Genomic DNA, 15490 nt, shown 5'->3' on the forward strand with positions numbered 1-15490 from the left:
TTGGGTGCGCCGGCCATGATGGGGTCCTCATTGTCGGCAAGGAAGCGGATGTTGGTACCGGCCGTCTCGGCCCTCACTTCGTGGAACGACTTCATCACTTCGATGAGACCGATTATGTCGCCGGCGGCGACCGCGTCGCCATCAGCCTTGTAGGGCGGCTGGTCTGGCGAAGCGCTCCGATAGAAAGTGCCGGGAAGAGGTGAAAGGATCTGGGCCATAAAAAGCTCCGGAAAACTGCAGACAGGCTAATTCGGAACCGCCCGCGCGGGCGGTTTTAAGTCGACTTCAGTGCCAAGGGGCGATTGCGGTGCGCACGGCCCTGGCTATTTCGATGGCGTTCGGCGTGTCGGAATGCACACAGATGGTTTCGCAGCGTACGGGGAAGAAACTGCCATCCTCTGCCGTGCCCTCGCGCTTGCTGATGGCGCGCACGCAACGCTCGGCCATCTCCGCGGGGTCCTTGGCGTCATGAACGCGTGTCAGGATCAGCTTGCCGGAGGCATCGTAGTCGAGATCGGCATAGAACTCGGCGACGAATGGGATACCGCGCTCCTGATAGATCTTCTCGTGCAGGGTGCCCGTCATGCCGAACAGGGGTACGCCGAAAACCTCTGCCGCGTCGCACACGCCATGGGCGATTGCCTCCTGCTGCATGGCCATGAAGTAAAGGCTGCCATGCGGCTTGATATGGTGGAGTTCCATACCCTCTGCCTTGAGGAAGCCGGCAAGCGCGCCCACCTGGTAAATGATGGTGTTCCTGACTTCGTCGCGGGTCATCCGCATCTCTCGCCGGCCGAAACCCTGAATGTCCGGCAAGCCTGGATGGGCGCCGATCTTTACGCTACTCGCCTTGGCGCTGCGGACGGCGGCGTGCATGTGATCGGGATCGGAAGCGTGAAAACCACAGGCGACATTGGCAACGTCGATGATCGGCATCATGCCGACATCATCGCCAACCTTATAAAGGCCAAAGCTTTCGCCCATGTCGCAGTTTAGCGTTACCGCCATCGCATTGTTACCCCTCGAAGCTGCCGTCTTTGCGGCGTTGCAGCATTTTTTGCGCATGCGGGGGCACTTGTGAAATAGTAGTTTATTGATTGTGATATCAAAAAAACAGATAATGGTTCTGGGCCGGGGCGCACCATGACCATCACATTGAAACAGTTGGATTATTTCATCGCCACCGCCGAGAGCGGACAGGTTAGTCATGCCGCGGTGGAACTCAACATCTCGCAATCGGCGGTCACTGCGGCGATCAAGACGCTGGAGGCTGACCTGGGCGTACGGCTTTTGGAGCGAAACCACGCTGGCGTAAGGTTGACGATGGAGGGCGCGCGGTTTCTTGAACATGCGCGTGTTATCACCGGGGCTGTCGCTGCCGCTGTCCGAAGCCCCTTGCGCGACAGGAAAGGCCTGGCGGGCAAGCTGCGGCTTGGTATGACCTACACCGTCGTCGGCTACTACATGTCGCGCCACTACACGCGGTTCCGAAAGACCTATCCCGAGATCGAGGTCGAGGTGCTGGAACTGCCCCGGGACGCTCTCGAAAGCGGCTTGATGTGCGGGGAGATCGACATGGCTGTGATGCTGGTGTCCAACCTGGCGCATACTGAGGAATTGGCGCAGGAGGTCTTGATGCGGTCGAATCGCCGGCTCTGGCTTTCGGCTGATCATCACCTGCTAGCACGGCCGGAAATCAGCCTCGCCGATGTGGCGGCGGAAGATTATGTCATGCTGACGGTGGATGAGGCACGCACCACGGCCGCCCGTTACTGGGATGCCGCGGGGCTTTCGCTCCGCACAGTCCTTACCACCAGTTCGGTCGAGGCCGTGCGCTCGCTCGTGGCTGCAGGCATGGGGGTCACTGTCCTGTCAGACATGGTCTACCGACCCTGGTCTTTGGAGGGGCAGCGCATCGAAGTGCGCCGGCTTGTCGAGCCCATCCCCAGCATGGATGTCGGCCTGGCATGGTCGCGTGACAGACCAATCGAGCCGGCGGCGGCGGCCTTCCGGGCCTTCATGTCCGTGACCATGGGCGGTGGCGGCTAGAGCAGTTCACCGTTTCACGGAAACGGCAACCTGCTCTAACTCTTTGTTTTGACGCAATTCCGGACGGAAAACCGTTTCCCACCTTTCCTGGAATTGGCTCTAACACTGACCGTCAGACAGACGCTTTGCCTCAGACTGGAGGAGCGTCCAGGCGTTTGGAGATCGAAACGATCCAGGCACGAAGTTCTGGTGCGAATGGCTTTTCCAGCGCCGCACGGTCCCAGGCGAGGAAATAGGCGTCGGACAACCTTATCCGCTGATCGAACGGCACGATGAGCCGACCTGCGGCGATATCGTCAGCGGCCATCGACAATTGCGCAAGCACAAACCCCTTTCCATTGATCGCAGCGTCGATCGCGGCGCTCGACAAGGAAAAGGCAACTTCACCTGATGTCTTTCGATGGGGTGCGCCGATCCTGCTTGCCCATTCAGCCCAACTTGGCGGCGATTGATGATCTCGAGCCCATTCTATGCCCAGGAGAGGAAAATCGAGGATATCCGAAGGCTTGTGGACAGGCCGATTGACCAGCAACCCTGGCGCACAGGCAGGCACCACCCAATCCGTGAACAGTTCGGTATAGTGATCGTAGTCGTGAACCTTGGTGCCGTATGAGATCCTGAAATCAACCTGATCCTTGTCGAAACGCGGCTCCTGCTCGGCGCCGACGAGACGCACCGTCGCGCCGGCGTGGCCTATTTGCCAATCCAGAAGCTTTGGCGCGATCCATTTGCTGGCGAGCGAGGGAAGGCAGGAAATGGTCAGCGCACTTTCCGATCGCGCCCGCTCGACGATGTGCTGGGCGTTGCGGATCTGGTCGAAACCCGACGAAATGGCCGCATGGTAGGTTCGTCCCCAAGACGTGAGGGCAACGTTCCTGCCACGGCGCTCGAGTAAACTGAGCCCGAGCACATCCTCCGCCTTGCGGATTTGCTGGCTGACCGCGCCGACGGAAACGCCAAGCTCGTTGGCTGCGGCCGTCACGCTGCCGCATCGACCGAAAGCCTCGAAGGCCTGTATCGCGCGCAGAGGGGGCGTTTTCTTCACCTGGGGATGATCCTGGGGTCGGCTTGCTTTAGCATTTCTAAAATAGAACGCAGATGCAAGCCCTATGTCGTCTGCCGTCCGGGAGCTATTCGTTTTGGCGTTCACAAGCTCGGGAGGACGCCATGTTTCTTCGAAACTGTTGGTACGTTGCCGCATGGGACCATGAGGTCACGGACCAGCTGAAGCCCACTCGAATCCTTGGCGAAGATATTGTCCTCTATCGCCGCACGGATGGTGCCGTGGCCGCCCTCGAAGACGCCTGCCCGCATCGCAAGTTGCCGCTGTCCATGGGCCGCATCAAGGGCGACATGGTAGAATGCGGCTATCACGGTCTGACCTTTGACAGCACTGGAACCTGCACGCGTGTGCCCGGTGCTGAAAAGATACCGCATGTCGCATGCGTTCGTTCTTATCCGATTGCCGAACGTTACGGACTGCTCTGGATATGGATGGGCGAAGCGGAAAAGGCCGATCCTGCTCTCATTTTCGAGGTCGATCACTGGGGCGATCCGATCTGGGGCGTCAATCGCGGCGAGTCGATGCTGCTCGATTGCAACTACCTCTACATGACCGACAACCTGCTCGATCCTTCCCATGTGTCATGGGTACACCAATCGTCTTTCGGCGGCGTTCAGGCAATGGAGGATGCGCCGCTCGAAACCACCGTGGGTACAGACGGCGTGACCGTGTGGCGCTGGGTGGTCGATGCCGCACCGGCGCCCTTCTATGCGCCTTTCCTCAAATTCTCCGGCAATTGCGACCGCAAGCAGCACTACGAGGTGCGCTACCCCTCCAACGCCATCATCAAGGCGATCTTCGTGCCGGCCCGCACCGGCGGCGAGGGCAAGCCGCTGCACGACGACGTGTTCCTCATGGACAGCTACAACTTCATGACGCCGGTCGATGAGAACCAGACGAAATATTACTGGTTCCAGATGCGCAATTTCGCCCCCGACGATCTGGAGGTTTCGCGCCAGTTTGCGACCTCCGTGCGCGGCGCGTTCGACGAGGACCGAGCCGTGCTCAATGCCGTGCACAAAGGCATGGCCAACAAGCGCACGCCCAATCTCGATCTCAAGATCGATGTCGGCCCGCTGCGCTTTCGCCGTAACCTGGCCAAGCTGATCGCCAGCGAGAGCCAGCAATTGGCGGCCGCCGAATGAACGCATTCGCCGCTCGCGACACCATCGCAAGAAGCGGGTTTCGCGACCTGAAAGTGGTCGCGAAGGTGCGCGAAAGCGCCGTCATCACGTCATTCCATCTCGAGCCGGTCAATCCACAGGACTGGCGCAACTTCCAGCCGGGCCAGTTCCTGGTGTTCCGGATTCCGGTAGCACGGGAGGCAGCCGGCGATAGGGGATATGTGCTGCGCAACTACAGCGTCTCCTGTTCCCCCGACAGCACTCGCTATCGGATCAGCGTGAAGCGCGAAGCAGCACCCGCGCCGGGGCTGCCCGACGGGGTAAGCTCGTGCTTCCTGCATGACCGGATCGAGGTCGGCGATGTGCTTCAGGCGGAAGGGCCGCGCGGCGATTTCGTGCTCGACAAGGCCAGCAACCGCCCAGTCGTGCTGCTCAGCGGTGGCGTCGGGCTGACGCCAATGGTGTCGATGCTGCACGCGCTGGCTTCGATGCTGGACCGCCGTGCCGTCTTCATCCACGCTTGCGAGAATGGGGGTGTGCATGCCTTGCGCGACGAGGTGACCGGCCTGGTCACGACCCGGCCCGGCCTGACCGCGCACTATTGCTACCGGTCTCCGTCCGAGCGTGACAAAGCCGAGCAGCGCTTCCACAGCGAAGGCATGATTTCGCGCGCGGTGCTGCAGCGCCTGCTGCCGATCGACGACTATGATTTCTACCTCTGTGGCCCACCGCCGTTCATGCAGGCGATCTACGCCCTGCTACGCGAGCTTGGCGTACCGAAGCATCGCATTGCCTACGAATTCTTCGGCCCGGCGACGGTGCTTGAGCCCGATGCCGTGCGAGCTCCCGCAGCTCCTGCAGAGCAGGCAAGGATCGAGCCGGCCGGGGAGGCGACAATCGTGGAATTCCGGAAGTCGGGCCGGACGGCCGTCTGGGATGGCTCGGCCGCATCATTGCTCGACTTCGCCGAGAACCAGGGTCTGTTGCCGGAGTTCAGCTGCCGGGCCGGCATCTGCGGCACATGCAAGTCGCGGCTGATCTCAGGCGACGTCACCTATTTCGAAGAACCGCTGGATGAGCTTGGGGCAGGCGAGGTGCTGCTGTGCTGCTCCAAGCCGCGCGGATCAGTCGTCCTGGATATTTGACAAGATCGTGATGCTGCGCATGGGCGCGGGGAAACGGAAGTCGGGATTTGGAACAGTCGGTCAAACCAGCGTCGAGCCTGCCGCTCAATCCGCATATCGCTGCCTTGCCGCCCTACAATGCCGGCATGAACATCGCGATGGCGCGGGCGCTGAGTGGCCGCCACGACATCGCGCGGCTGGCCAGCAACGAGAACCCGGATGGGTGTTCTCCCGCCGTCATGGCCGCATTGGCCTCCTCCTCCTTCGAGCCATGGCGCTATGCCGATCCGGCCTGCACGGCGCTGCGGGCAGCACTTGGCGAAAAACTGGCGGTCGATCCCCAGCTGATCGTTGCCGGCAATGGTTCCGAGGAGATGATCGCCGCCATCTCGCGCGCCGTCCTGGTGCCGGGCGCATCGGTCGTCACGACGGTGCCGAGCTTCGGCCTGCATGAGATAGAGCCGCTGGCGGCCGGTGCCGATGTCGTCAAGATTGCCATGACACCCGAGATGGGGTTCGATCTTGCCGCGCTCGAGACGGCGATCGCCGCCCGGCCGCGTATCGTTTTCATATCCTCGCCGTGGAACCCGGTCGGGCCGGGTCTCGACTATCCCAGCCTGCAACGGGTTATCGCCGCCGTGCGGCCCGGCACGCTTCTTGTCCTGGACGAGGCCTATTTCGAATTCGCCGATCCCGGCGCGCCCGACGGCATCGAAGTCCTGCGCGACAGCGGCATCGACCATGTGGTGCTGCGGACCTTCTCGAAGGCCTATGGCCTGGCGGGACTGCGCGTTGGCTATGCCGTCTGTTCCGGCCTCGAACTGGCAAGGGTGATCGCGGCCGCCAAGACGCCGTTCAACGTCAATGCGGCGGCGCAGACCGCCGCCATCGCGGCACTGGCCGACGAAAGCTGGATGAAGGCGTCGGCGGGCCGCATCARGGCCGAGCGCGTGCGCACGGCCGCCGCACTTGCCGGCCTCGGCTTCGCGGTTGCCCAATCGCAAACGAACTTTCTGTTCTTCGACTGCAAGGGCGACAGCTCTAGCCTTGCCGCCGGTCTCCTGAAGCAGGGGATCATCGTCAAGGCGTGGCGCGAAGCCGGCTACGAGCACTATCTGCGCGCGACCATCGGCTTGCCGGCCGACAATGATCGGCTGATCACAGCGCTTCAGGGATTGGCGGGGCGATGAGCGGCCTCGCGTCTCCCAGGCAAACGAACTGGATCGAGCAAGCGGTGCCGTTATCGGTTGTCGACGCGATCCGCGATGTCGTTGGCGCACCGAATGTGCGCATCGGTGATGATGCCGGGGCGATCGACCTTGGTTCGAACGGGACGGATCGCGGCGCCGGCATCGTCGTTGCGGCTGCATCGACCGACGAGGTCGCGGCGGTGGTGCGCATCTGCTGCCAGAACGGGATTCCCATCGTGCCGCAAGGCGGGACGACCGGTCTGGTCGGCGGCAGCGTTTCGCGGCCGGGCGAGATCGTTCTTTCCCTGGTACGCATGAATCGCATCGAGCGGCTCGATCCGCTCGAACGCGTGGCCGTGGTCGGCGCCGGCGTCACCCTCGAGGCCCTGCGGATGGCCGCGCTCGAACAGCGGCTGGAACCGGGCATCGACCTTGCCGCGCGCGGCTCGGCGACGATCGGCGGCATGGTGTCCACCAACGCCGGGGGCGTGATGGCCTTTCGCCACGGCGTCATGCGCCACCGCGTGCTTGGCCTGGAGGCCGTGCTGGCCGACGGATCGGTCTATTCCGATCTGACCCGGGTGGTGAAGAATTCCGCCGGCTACGATCTGAAGCATCTCTTCATCGGCGCCGAGGGCACGCTTGGCATCGTCACCCGCGTGGTCGTCAAGCTCGACCCTTCGCCGCGAGCCACGGCCACCGCGCTTTTCGGGCTGCCGTCTGTCGAAGCGGCGCTGCAAACCATTCGCCTGGCGCTTGAATCGGATGCCGGGCATCTGCGCGCGGCGGAGGCGATGTGGACCTCGTTTTTCAGCATGGCCGCCGCCGCGCATGAATGGTCCGAACCCGGTGTGCCGCTCGACCAGCCGCTGTTCCTGCTGCTGGCGCTTGGCGGCGCCCGCGAAGAGGCGCTGCGCGAGGATTTCGAGCGGATCTATTCGGACGTGATGGAGCGCTATCCCGAAGCCACCGGCATCATTGCCGGCTCGCGGCGGCAAGAGGACGACCTGTGGCGGTTGCGCGAGGACACCGGTGTGCTCTATCGCGCCCATCCCAATGCGCCTTCCTTCGACGTTTCGGTGCCTCTGTCGGAAATTCCTGCCTATCTCGACAGAATCCTGCCCGGGCTCGCTGCGATCGAACCGGGTCTTGCGCCCTATGTCTTCGGGCACCTGGCCGATGGGAACCTGCATATCATCCTCAACCGTCAGGGTCCGCTGGCGCCTGACATGGCGGAGGCTGTCGAGGGCGTCCTGTATCACCGACTGCGGGAGATCGGCGGTTCCTTTTCCGCCGAGCACGGTGTTGGGTCCAAGCGCATCCATTCGCTGCTGGCGACGGCCGACCCGACGAAGCTCGCGGTGATGGAGCGGGTGAAACTTGCGCTGGACGATCAGTCGATCATGAACCCCGGCAAGGTGCTTCCCTCTGATGCCTGGTTCGTCCGGTCCTCAAGGCCGCTCCTTTCCGGTAATGAGCGCCGATTGCCACCTCAGCACGCGAGCGACCACAATGATGAATAGCCCCACGGTGGAACGACAGGGAATGAACGGATTGACCGCAACCGCCAGCGGTCCAGTGGGATCGACCATGCGCCATGATGAGCCAGCACCAGCCTACGCCTGTGATTTCGCCATCTTGCGCCAGGGATTTCGCGACGCAGCTGAGCGGGCGGGCGCGGAACTGTCTGAATATGTTCATCCGCTGAACGGCCCGGATGGCGAGACGCTGGCGACCGATGTGGCGCTGCTTGGCCGCCGCGATGCGCGCAAGCTGATCGTGCTCATCTCCGGCACGCATGGTGTCGAGGGCCCGTTCGGCTCGACCTGCCAGACCGCCTGGCTCGGCCAGAAGAACCTGCGGCGCCTGCCCGGCGACACGGCGATCCTTGCCATTCACCTCATCAATCCCTGGGGCACGGCATGGTCGCGGCGCGTCAACGAGGACAATGTCGACCTCAACCGCAACTTCATCGACTGGTCTTCGAGCACTCCGGTCAACAATGGCTATGCCGGCCTGCACGACGCCGTGGCCTATCGCGAGTGGGAAGGGCCGGACCGCATAGCGGCCGACGAGAAGCTCGCGGCCGCGCGCCAGAGGCTTGGGCATGCCGGGCTGGCGGCGATCGTCGAGGCCGGCCAGTATGAATTCGCCGACGGCATGTTCTACGGCGGTGGTGGCCCGGTCTGGTCGAACCGCACATTGAACGAAATCCTGAAGACCTTTGCCGGCGCGGCGCGCCAGGTCATCGTCTTCGACCTGCATACCGGAGCAGGACCATATGGCTATCCGGCTCTGCTTTCGGTCGCGAGCTCCGAACATGCCGGCCTTGCCTGGGGCAAATCCATTTTCGGGCCGGCGCTGGCAACAGTGCTGACCGGCCCAGGCGCCAAGACCGGCACCGGCATCGCGGCCACCGCGACCGGCTACGTCTCCGACGCTGTCCGAAGGGCCATGCCGGACGCACGCGTGCTGCCGCTTGTCGTCGAATGCGGCACGCTGGACGGGCCTGCCGTCATGGAGGCGGTGCAGGCAGACAACTGGCTGCATCTTTTCGGCAAGATCGAATCGCCGCTGGGCAAGCGGATCCGGGACACGCTGCGCGCTGCCTTCCTTCCGGATGACCCGGACTGGCAACGCACCTGCCTGTCCAGCAGCCTGCGCTATTTCGACCGTGCGCTGGCGGATCTAGGGACTGTCGAGGTAACCCAGGACGCGGCCATCGGCAGCGAACGGACGCGGCCGACCGTTGCCGCCGTGGCGGCGGATCCGGCGCCGACTGAAGAGGCGAAGATCGCCACGCCGGCCGTACAGATCGACGAGCTTCACAAGAGCTTCGGCCCGCTCCTGGTGTTGAAGGGCGTCAACCTCACGGCGCATGCCGGCGAAGTCATTTCCATGATCGGCTCGTCGGGCTCGGGCAAGAGCACGTTCCTGCGCTGCATCAATCTTCTGGAACAGCCGGATGGCGGCAAGGTCGCCATCGACGGCGAGGTGATCAAGATGAAGCCGCTGTCGAACGGTCGTCTAGGGCCAGCCGACATGGCGCAGGTCGAACGCATCCGTGCCCGCGTCGGCATGGTTTTCCAGAACTTCAATCTGTGGCCGCACATGACGGTGGTGGAGAACATCGTCGAGGCGCCCCGGCATGTGTTGAAGGAACCTCGCGACAAGGCCGTCGAACATGCGCACGCTCTGTTGAAGAAGGTCGGGCTCGCCGACAAGCACGCCCACTATCCGGGCCAGCTGTCAGGCGGCCAACAGCAACGCGCCGCGATCGCGCGCACGCTGGCGATGCGTCCCAAAGTCATCCTCTTCGACGAACCGACATCGGCGCTCGATCCCGAGTTGGTCGGCGAGGTGCTGCGGGTGATCCGTCAACTGGCGGAGGAAGGCAACACCATGATCCTCGTGACGCACGAGATGCAGTTCGCGCGCGAGGTCTCCCACAAGGTTCTGTTTCTCCACCAGGGAAAGGTGGAGGAAGAGGGTGCGCCAGCGGAGCTGTTCGGCAGCCCGCGCTCGGAGCGTCTGCGCCAATTCCTGGCACGGACACTGTGAGGGAAGCCCGCATTCTCGAAGCGTCCGGTTTGCACCGGACAACGGCAATGAAGACCAACAACAAGGGGAACTGATATGAAATTGAAAGTCTTGACGCTGCTCGCATGTCTCGCGGGAAGCATGGGAAGCGCATTGGCGGCCGAGGGCGAGTTGTCCATCGGAACGGAAGGCGCCTACCCGCCGTGGAGCATGTCCGACGCCAATGGCAACGTCACCGGTTTCGACGCCGATGTCGGCGCGTTGCTCTGCACCAAACTCGCAGTGACGTGCCATTTCGTCGTGCAGGCCTTCGACGGCCTCATTCCGGCACTGAAGGCCAAGCGCTTCGACGTCATCATCTCGGGCATGTCGATCACCGCTGACCGCAAGAAGGAGATCAACTTCAGCGTCGGATACGCCGAACTGGCCAACATGTTCGTCGCTGCAAAGGGCTCGGATCTTGCGGGCGTTACCGACGTCGACACACTGCTGAAATCGCTCGATGGCAAGAAGGTCGGCGTGCAGGCTGGAACGACCCACGCGCATTTTCTTGAGAAGCGGGCGCCGAATGCCGACCTGAAAACATACGATACGCTCGACCAGAAGCAGATCGACCTTGCGAGCGGCCGCATCGACACTGCTTTCGCGGATCAATCCGCATTGCAGGACTTCCTCGACAAACCGGATGGCAAAAACTTTCAGCTGGTCGGCGTCAAGATCCAGAGCACGTTCGATCCCACGCTTGGCGAGGGCATCGGCGTTGGCATCGCGCAGGAGAACACTGAGCTCAAGGCCAAGATCGACAAGGCGCTTTGCGCGCTGATCGCCGACGGCTCGATCGGCAAGGCCAGCCAGAAATGGTTCAAATCGGACATTTCCCGGCCCTGCAACTAACGGCGTTCAAAACCACATCGCATGCGCCTGGCCAAGCCAGACGCATGCGAAAGTCGGGCTTGGCGCTCGTCTGATGGCGCCGGCCCCGGGGCTGGCAATCTCGGCCAGCGCGGTTCGCATGCAAATTTGTCTCGTTCGCGCAGTAGATCTAGGGCAACTCAGATGGAATTCGGCCTCTGGCAGGTTTGGGAAGGTGGTTGGGTGACCGCTATTCTGCGGGGCGCTGCCGTGACGACCGCGGTAGGTTTGTCCAGCATGGTTGCCGGGCTGCTGATTGGCGTCGTCTGTGGTCTGATCAAATGGGCCAGGATGTTCCCGCTCTCGCTTCTGGTGGACGGATATACTTCCGTGGTCAGGGGCGTCCCCGAACTGCTCGTTATCTACCTTCTGTTTTTCAGTTCGGTTGAATTCGTGACGAAGGTCATCACTGCCTTCGGCTATGCCGGGCTGGCGGAGAGCGGTTATGCGTTCGTCATCGCCGTGATCRCCATTGCTGCGATCTCGGGCGCCTACTCGACCGAGGTGATCCGGGGGGCATTGGCGTCGATTCCCAATGGGCACATCGAGGCTGCGCGAGCCCTTGGCCTGCCAGCCAGTCGGATATTTCGCCGCATCATAGCTCCGCAGATGCTGCGCATCGCGGTTCCGGGCATAAACAATGTCTGGCAGACCACGATCAAGGACACGGCCCTGGTTTCAGTGGTTGGGCTTCAGGAGCTGATGCGTATTTCCTACATCGGTGCGAACTCCACCCGCCACCCGTTTGTCTTTTATCTGATTGCGGCGGTTGTCTATCTGGTCATCACGCTTGTCAGTCAGGCCGGTTTCGATGGGATCGAACGCCTGCTGCGAATCCGGGCGAGGAGGTAGGACCATGGAACTCATCCAGCTCGCGATTCCGGTTCTCCTCAAGGGCCTGTGGGTCACAGCCGCGCTGACACTGGTTTCGGTGCTCATAGGCTTCAATCTCGGCCTGGGATTGGCGTTGATGAGGCTATCGTCAAACGGCTTGTTGGCCGGCTTTGCCAAAGGCTACAGCAATGTCTTCCGCGGCACTCCGCTGCTGGTTCAGATATTCATCTTTTACTACGGCCTCGGCGAGGTCAGCCTGATCAGGGACAATGCCCTCTTATGGTGGGTGATCAGCGACGGCTCTCGGTGCGCCGTACTGGCGTTGGCGCTCAACACCGCAGCCTATACGTCCGAGATTTTGCGGGGAGGGTTGATGTCGGTGCCAGTCGGCCTTGTCGAAGCTGCCCAGGCTTGCGGCATGTCGCGCGTTCTGCGCTTTCGCCGCATCGAGTTCCCGCTTGCGATCCGCCAAGCCCTCCCAGCCTATGGAAACGAGCTCATCCTTGTGGTCAAGGGCACGAGCTTGGCCTCCACGATCACCGTGCTGGAAATCACCGGCTATGCCAAGCGGCTCATGAGCCAGACCTTCGCGATTTTCGAAATCTTCGCCATTGCCGGATTGCTCTATCTGGTGGTCAATCTGTCGTTGATTGCGATCATCCGCCTGTTGGAGCGTTTTCTCATGCGGCATGAGACGCAATCTCGCCAAGGAATTAGCGCACCTCGCCCGGAGGARTCCGCGGCCGTTTTGTAACGCGCTCCTGGCGTCGGACACCGGCGGCTCTGGCGAACTGCGTTCGGCCGGTGATTGGACCTTTAGCAACCCGTCATTTCTGGCGAAACGCCGAGTGGAACGACACAACCAGCGGGCCCAGTATGTAGTCGAGCGCGGTGCGTTCCTCGGTGACGATCATGACCGACGCCGGCATGCCTGGATAAAGGGCGATCTGGGGGGCCGCCGCCAATTCCACCGGATCGACGGCCACGTCGGCGAGATAGTAGGGAAACCCGGTCTTGCTGTCGGTAATGCGATCCGCCGAAATGCGGGTGACGCGGCCATGGATTATGGGTATCGAGCGCTGCTTGTAGGATGTGAACCGAACTTCGGCGGCCATGTCGGGTCGCAGGTTCGATATGTCCTCGACGCGAATCTGCGCCTGGACGATCAGTGAATTCTCGGTCGGCACGATGTCGAGGATGGTCTGGCCCGGGGAAACGATGGCGCCGATCGAGAAGACGCTGAGATCCATCACCTGGCCGTCATAGGGCGCGCGGACTTCGGCCCGGTCCATGGCAGCCTGGGCGGCAAACATCTTTGGCACGAGGTCGGCAAGGTTCGATTGCGTTTCGATCAGCATCGCCGACAGCTTGGCTCGGCGTTCAAAGGTCAATTGCGCGATCTGGCTCTGCAGTTCGGCCTTGCTCTGTTGGCTGCCGCCGATCGCGCCGAGGTTCTCGTCGATCAGGCCCTGCAGATCCGAGGCGGACCTTTCCAGTTCCAGGATGCGTGGGCGGGTCGTCAATCCGGCCTTGAGCAGCTTTGACAGGCTGGCCTTCTCGTCGATCGTCGATTGCAGCTGGGCCTGGTAGGATTCGACCCGGGACTGCTTGCCCTGGATCTGCTCCTCGAGCTCGGCAATCCGCCGCTCGAGGATCTGTCTGGCGCCGGCCATCGAGGCACGCTGGCTTTCCAGGTCGGCGATCTGGTTTGCCATCGCATCCCTGAGATAGTCCTCGTGCTCTTTGAGAATGTCCTTGGGAAAGGCAACAGCCGCGCTGCCGTCCAGTTCGGCCCGGATCCTGGCATCGGTTGCCCGCAACAGTGCATATTGCTGGGCGTAAAGATTGAACTCGGACCGAATCCTGGTGTCGTCCAGCTTCAGCATGACGTCGCCCTTCCTGACGACGTCGCCATCCTTGACGCGGATCTCCTTCACCGTACCGCCGTCGAAGTGCTGTACGCTCTTGCGATTGCCTTCCACCTTGACGATGGCGTCCGCGAGCACGGCGCCGTTCAGCGGGGCAAAGGCCGCCCAGCCGCCGAAGATGCCGAAGAAGGCGACGATGATCAGCAGGCCGACATAGGCCGGCACCCGGATCGAATCCGGAGCCAGCATGCCGGTCTCGCCAGGCAGGCTCTTATAGGTAAGGGCGCCGTCGCTCATCGATCTCTCCGGCCACAGCTCATTGGGTTGCCACCGCCATTGGAGCCGCGCGCTGGTTGAGCAGCGCCACGATCTCGTTTCTCATGCCGAAGGCCTCGACGGCGCCATCGCGCAACAGAAGGATCTTGTCGACATTCGCCAAGGTAGAGGGCCGGTGCGAGACGATGATCACCGTGCTGCCGCGGCGCTTCAGCTCAATCGCGCAGTCGCTCAGCGCACGGTCGCCATCGGCGTCGAGATTGGAGCTCGGCTCGTCGAGAATGATCAAGTTCGGCGTTCCGAACACCGCCCGGGCAAGAGCGATCCGTTGCCGGTATCCTCCCGAAAGAACTGCGCCGCCTTCGCCGATCTGGGTCTCGTAGCCCTGCGGCAGGCGGATGATCATCTCGTGCACACCGGCGAGCCGCGCGGCCTCGATCACCTCCTGGTCGACATTGGTCTTGAAGCGGCCGATGTTGGCGGCGACCGTATCGGAGAAGAGCTCGATATCCTGCGGCAAGTAGCCGATATGGTCGCCGAGCGCGTCATGCCCCCATTGCGACAGGTCGGCGCCATCCAGCCTGACTGTGCCGCGGCTGGGTTGCATGACGCCGGCAAGGTGACGTGCCAGCGTCGATTTGCCCGCGCCGGAAGGGCCGACGATCCCCAGTGCCTCGCCTGCTTCCAGCCGGAACGATACGTCCCGCAGAAGCACCTTCTGCTGGCTGGCAATTGCAAAGCTGACCTGCTCGACCGAAATCTTGCCGCTCGGCTTTGGCAGGTTAAACGATCTTTCGTTCCGCGCGCCACCGTCGACCAGCTTCTCGACCCTTGCCAACGCCGCCCGCGCCAGGATCAGGCTGCGCCAGAGGCCGACGATCTGCTCGACCGGCTGCAACCCCCGACCCAGCAGGAGGCTCGCCGCGAACATGGTGCCGCCGGTAATCTGCCGTTCGATGACCAGATAGGCGCCGAGGCCGAGGATCAGCGACTGCATGGTGAGCCGCAGGAAACGGATCAGGCCCGACATCAGGGCGGCACGGTCGCTTGCCTCCGCCTGGCGCCGCAGCGCCAGGTTGCGGTCGCGCCCCCAGCGGCGGATGAGACCGTCGATCATCCCCATGGCGCGAACGACTTCGGCGTTCCTGAGGCTCATCTCGGTGAARTTATAGTTGGTCGTCGCCAGTTCGTTGGCCTGCTTCAGCGGCGAGCGCACSAGATAYTCGTTGAGCACSGCCATGCCGATCAAGAGCAGCGAGSAGCCCAGTGCGAAGAAGCCGAGCCAYGGATGCAGCAGGAAGATGATGCCGATGTAGATAGGCGACCATGGCAGGTCGAACAGGGCGTGGATGCCGCTGCCGGTGATGACCTGCCGGAACGTGTCGAAGTCTCGGATAGGCTGGCTCGGCGAGGAGCCGGGCGATGGGGTTTCGACCGACGCGGCGAGGATCTTGGCCGACAGCAGCCGGTCGAGCCGCGCACTGGCACGCGTCAGTATCCAGGCGCGTAC

The 15490-nt window shown here is 62.6% G+C and carries 14 protein-coding genes; 9 read left to right on the forward strand and 5 right to left on the reverse strand.

The genetic code is table 11. The features are described 5' to 3' along the window. The coding region (locus tag AC1DX0_RS18130; protein WP_477356315.1) for an acetyl-CoA carboxylase at positions 1 to 218 on the reverse strand (218 nt) is incomplete at its 3' end. Positions 219 to 285: 67 nt separating this feature from the next. Then, the gene (pxpA, locus tag AC1DX0_RS18135; RefSeq protein WP_477224153.1) at positions 286 to 1008 is read right to left on the reverse strand and encodes a 5-oxoprolinase subunit PxpA; all 723 of its coding nucleotides are present in this window, start codon (positions 1006 to 1008) and stop codon (positions 286 to 288) included. A 135-nt stretch (positions 1009 to 1143) separates the two neighbouring features. Here pxpA and AC1DX0_RS18140 point away from each other — a divergent pair, with 135 nt between their 5' ends. Further along, positions 1144 to 2049, forward strand: coding sequence for a LysR family transcriptional regulator (locus AC1DX0_RS18140; RefSeq protein ID WP_477224152.1), 906 nt, complete (start codon positions 1144 to 1146; stop codon positions 2047 to 2049). A 130-nt stretch (positions 2050 to 2179) separates the two neighbouring features. Here the strand turns inward: AC1DX0_RS18140 and AC1DX0_RS18145 are convergent, their stop codons facing one another. Beyond that, the gene (locus tag AC1DX0_RS18145; RefSeq protein WP_477224151.1) at positions 2180 to 3250 is read right to left on the reverse strand and encodes a LysR family transcriptional regulator; all 1071 of its coding nucleotides are present in this window, start codon (positions 3248 to 3250) and stop codon (positions 2180 to 2182) included. Between AC1DX0_RS18145 and AC1DX0_RS18150 the strand changes: the two genes are divergently transcribed. The 8 genes from AC1DX0_RS18150 to AC1DX0_RS18185 all read left to right on the forward strand — a co-directional run bounded on the left by AC1DX0_RS18150 (position 3217) and on the right by AC1DX0_RS18185 (position 12590). After that, the gene (locus AC1DX0_RS18150) at positions 3217 to 4257 is read left to right on the forward strand and encodes an aromatic ring-hydroxylating dioxygenase subunit alpha (RefSeq protein WP_477224150.1); all 1041 of its coding nucleotides are present in this window, start codon (positions 3217 to 3219) and stop codon (positions 4255 to 4257) included. The two genes, AC1DX0_RS18145 and AC1DX0_RS18150, sit on opposite strands and share 34 nt — an antisense overlap. Continuing rightward, a complete protein-coding gene (locus tag AC1DX0_RS18155; protein ID WP_477224149.1) occupies positions 4254 to 5381 on the forward strand; it encodes a 2Fe-2S iron-sulfur cluster-binding protein in 1128 nt (375 codons plus the stop codon). The genes AC1DX0_RS18150 and AC1DX0_RS18155 overlap by 4 nt, the downstream gene beginning before the upstream one ends. Positions 5382 to 5428: 47 nt before the next feature. Then, positions 5429 to 6550, forward strand: a complete 1122-nt coding sequence (gene hisC / locus AC1DX0_RS18160; protein WP_477356317.1) for a histidinol-phosphate transaminase — start codon at positions 5429 to 5431, stop codon at positions 6548 to 6550. Then, positions 6547 to 8073 carry an FAD-binding oxidoreductase gene (locus tag AC1DX0_RS18165; RefSeq protein ID WP_477224147.1) on the forward strand — a complete coding sequence of 509 codons (1527 nt, stop codon included), beginning with the start codon at positions 6547 to 6549 and terminating at the stop codon, positions 8071 to 8073. Before hisC ends, AC1DX0_RS18165 begins: the two co-directional genes overlap by 4 nt. Before the next feature lie 67 nt (positions 8074 to 8140). Continuing rightward, positions 8141 to 10111, forward strand: coding sequence for a DUF2817 domain-containing protein (locus AC1DX0_RS18170; protein ID WP_477224206.1), 1971 nt, complete (start codon positions 8141 to 8143; stop codon positions 10109 to 10111). A 75-nt stretch (positions 10112 to 10186) separates the two neighbouring features. Further along, a complete protein-coding gene (locus AC1DX0_RS18175; protein ID WP_477356319.1) occupies positions 10187 to 10984 on the forward strand; it encodes a transporter substrate-binding domain-containing protein in 798 nt (265 codons plus the stop codon). Positions 10985 to 11146: 162 nt separating this feature from the next. Further along, positions 11147 to 11854, forward strand: a complete 708-nt coding sequence (locus AC1DX0_RS18180; RefSeq protein ID WP_477356321.1) for an ABC transporter permease — start codon at positions 11147 to 11149, stop codon at positions 11852 to 11854. A 4-nt stretch (positions 11855 to 11858) separates the two neighbouring features. Continuing rightward, positions 11859 to 12590 carry an ABC transporter permease gene (locus tag AC1DX0_RS18185; RefSeq protein ID WP_477224144.1) on the forward strand — a complete coding sequence of 244 codons (732 nt, stop codon included), beginning with the start codon at positions 11859 to 11861 and terminating at the stop codon, positions 12588 to 12590. Between the two features lie 73 nt (positions 12591 to 12663). Here AC1DX0_RS18185 and AC1DX0_RS18190 read toward each other — a convergent pair whose 3' ends face one another. Together AC1DX0_RS18190 and AC1DX0_RS18195 are read right to left on the reverse strand one after the other, a co-directional pair. Further along, entirely contained in the window at positions 12664 to 14001 is a 1338-nt protein-coding gene (locus AC1DX0_RS18190) for an HlyD family type I secretion periplasmic adaptor subunit (RefSeq protein ID WP_477224143.1), read from the reverse strand. A gap of 19 nt (positions 14002 to 14020) precedes the next feature. Beyond that, positions 14021 to 15490, reverse strand: a 1470-nt coding sequence (locus AC1DX0_RS18195) for a type I secretion system permease/ATPase (protein WP_477356323.1), incomplete at its 5' end; no start/stop codon positions are given.

The organism is Mesorhizobium sp. P3_A9 (genome assembly GCF_056402975.1).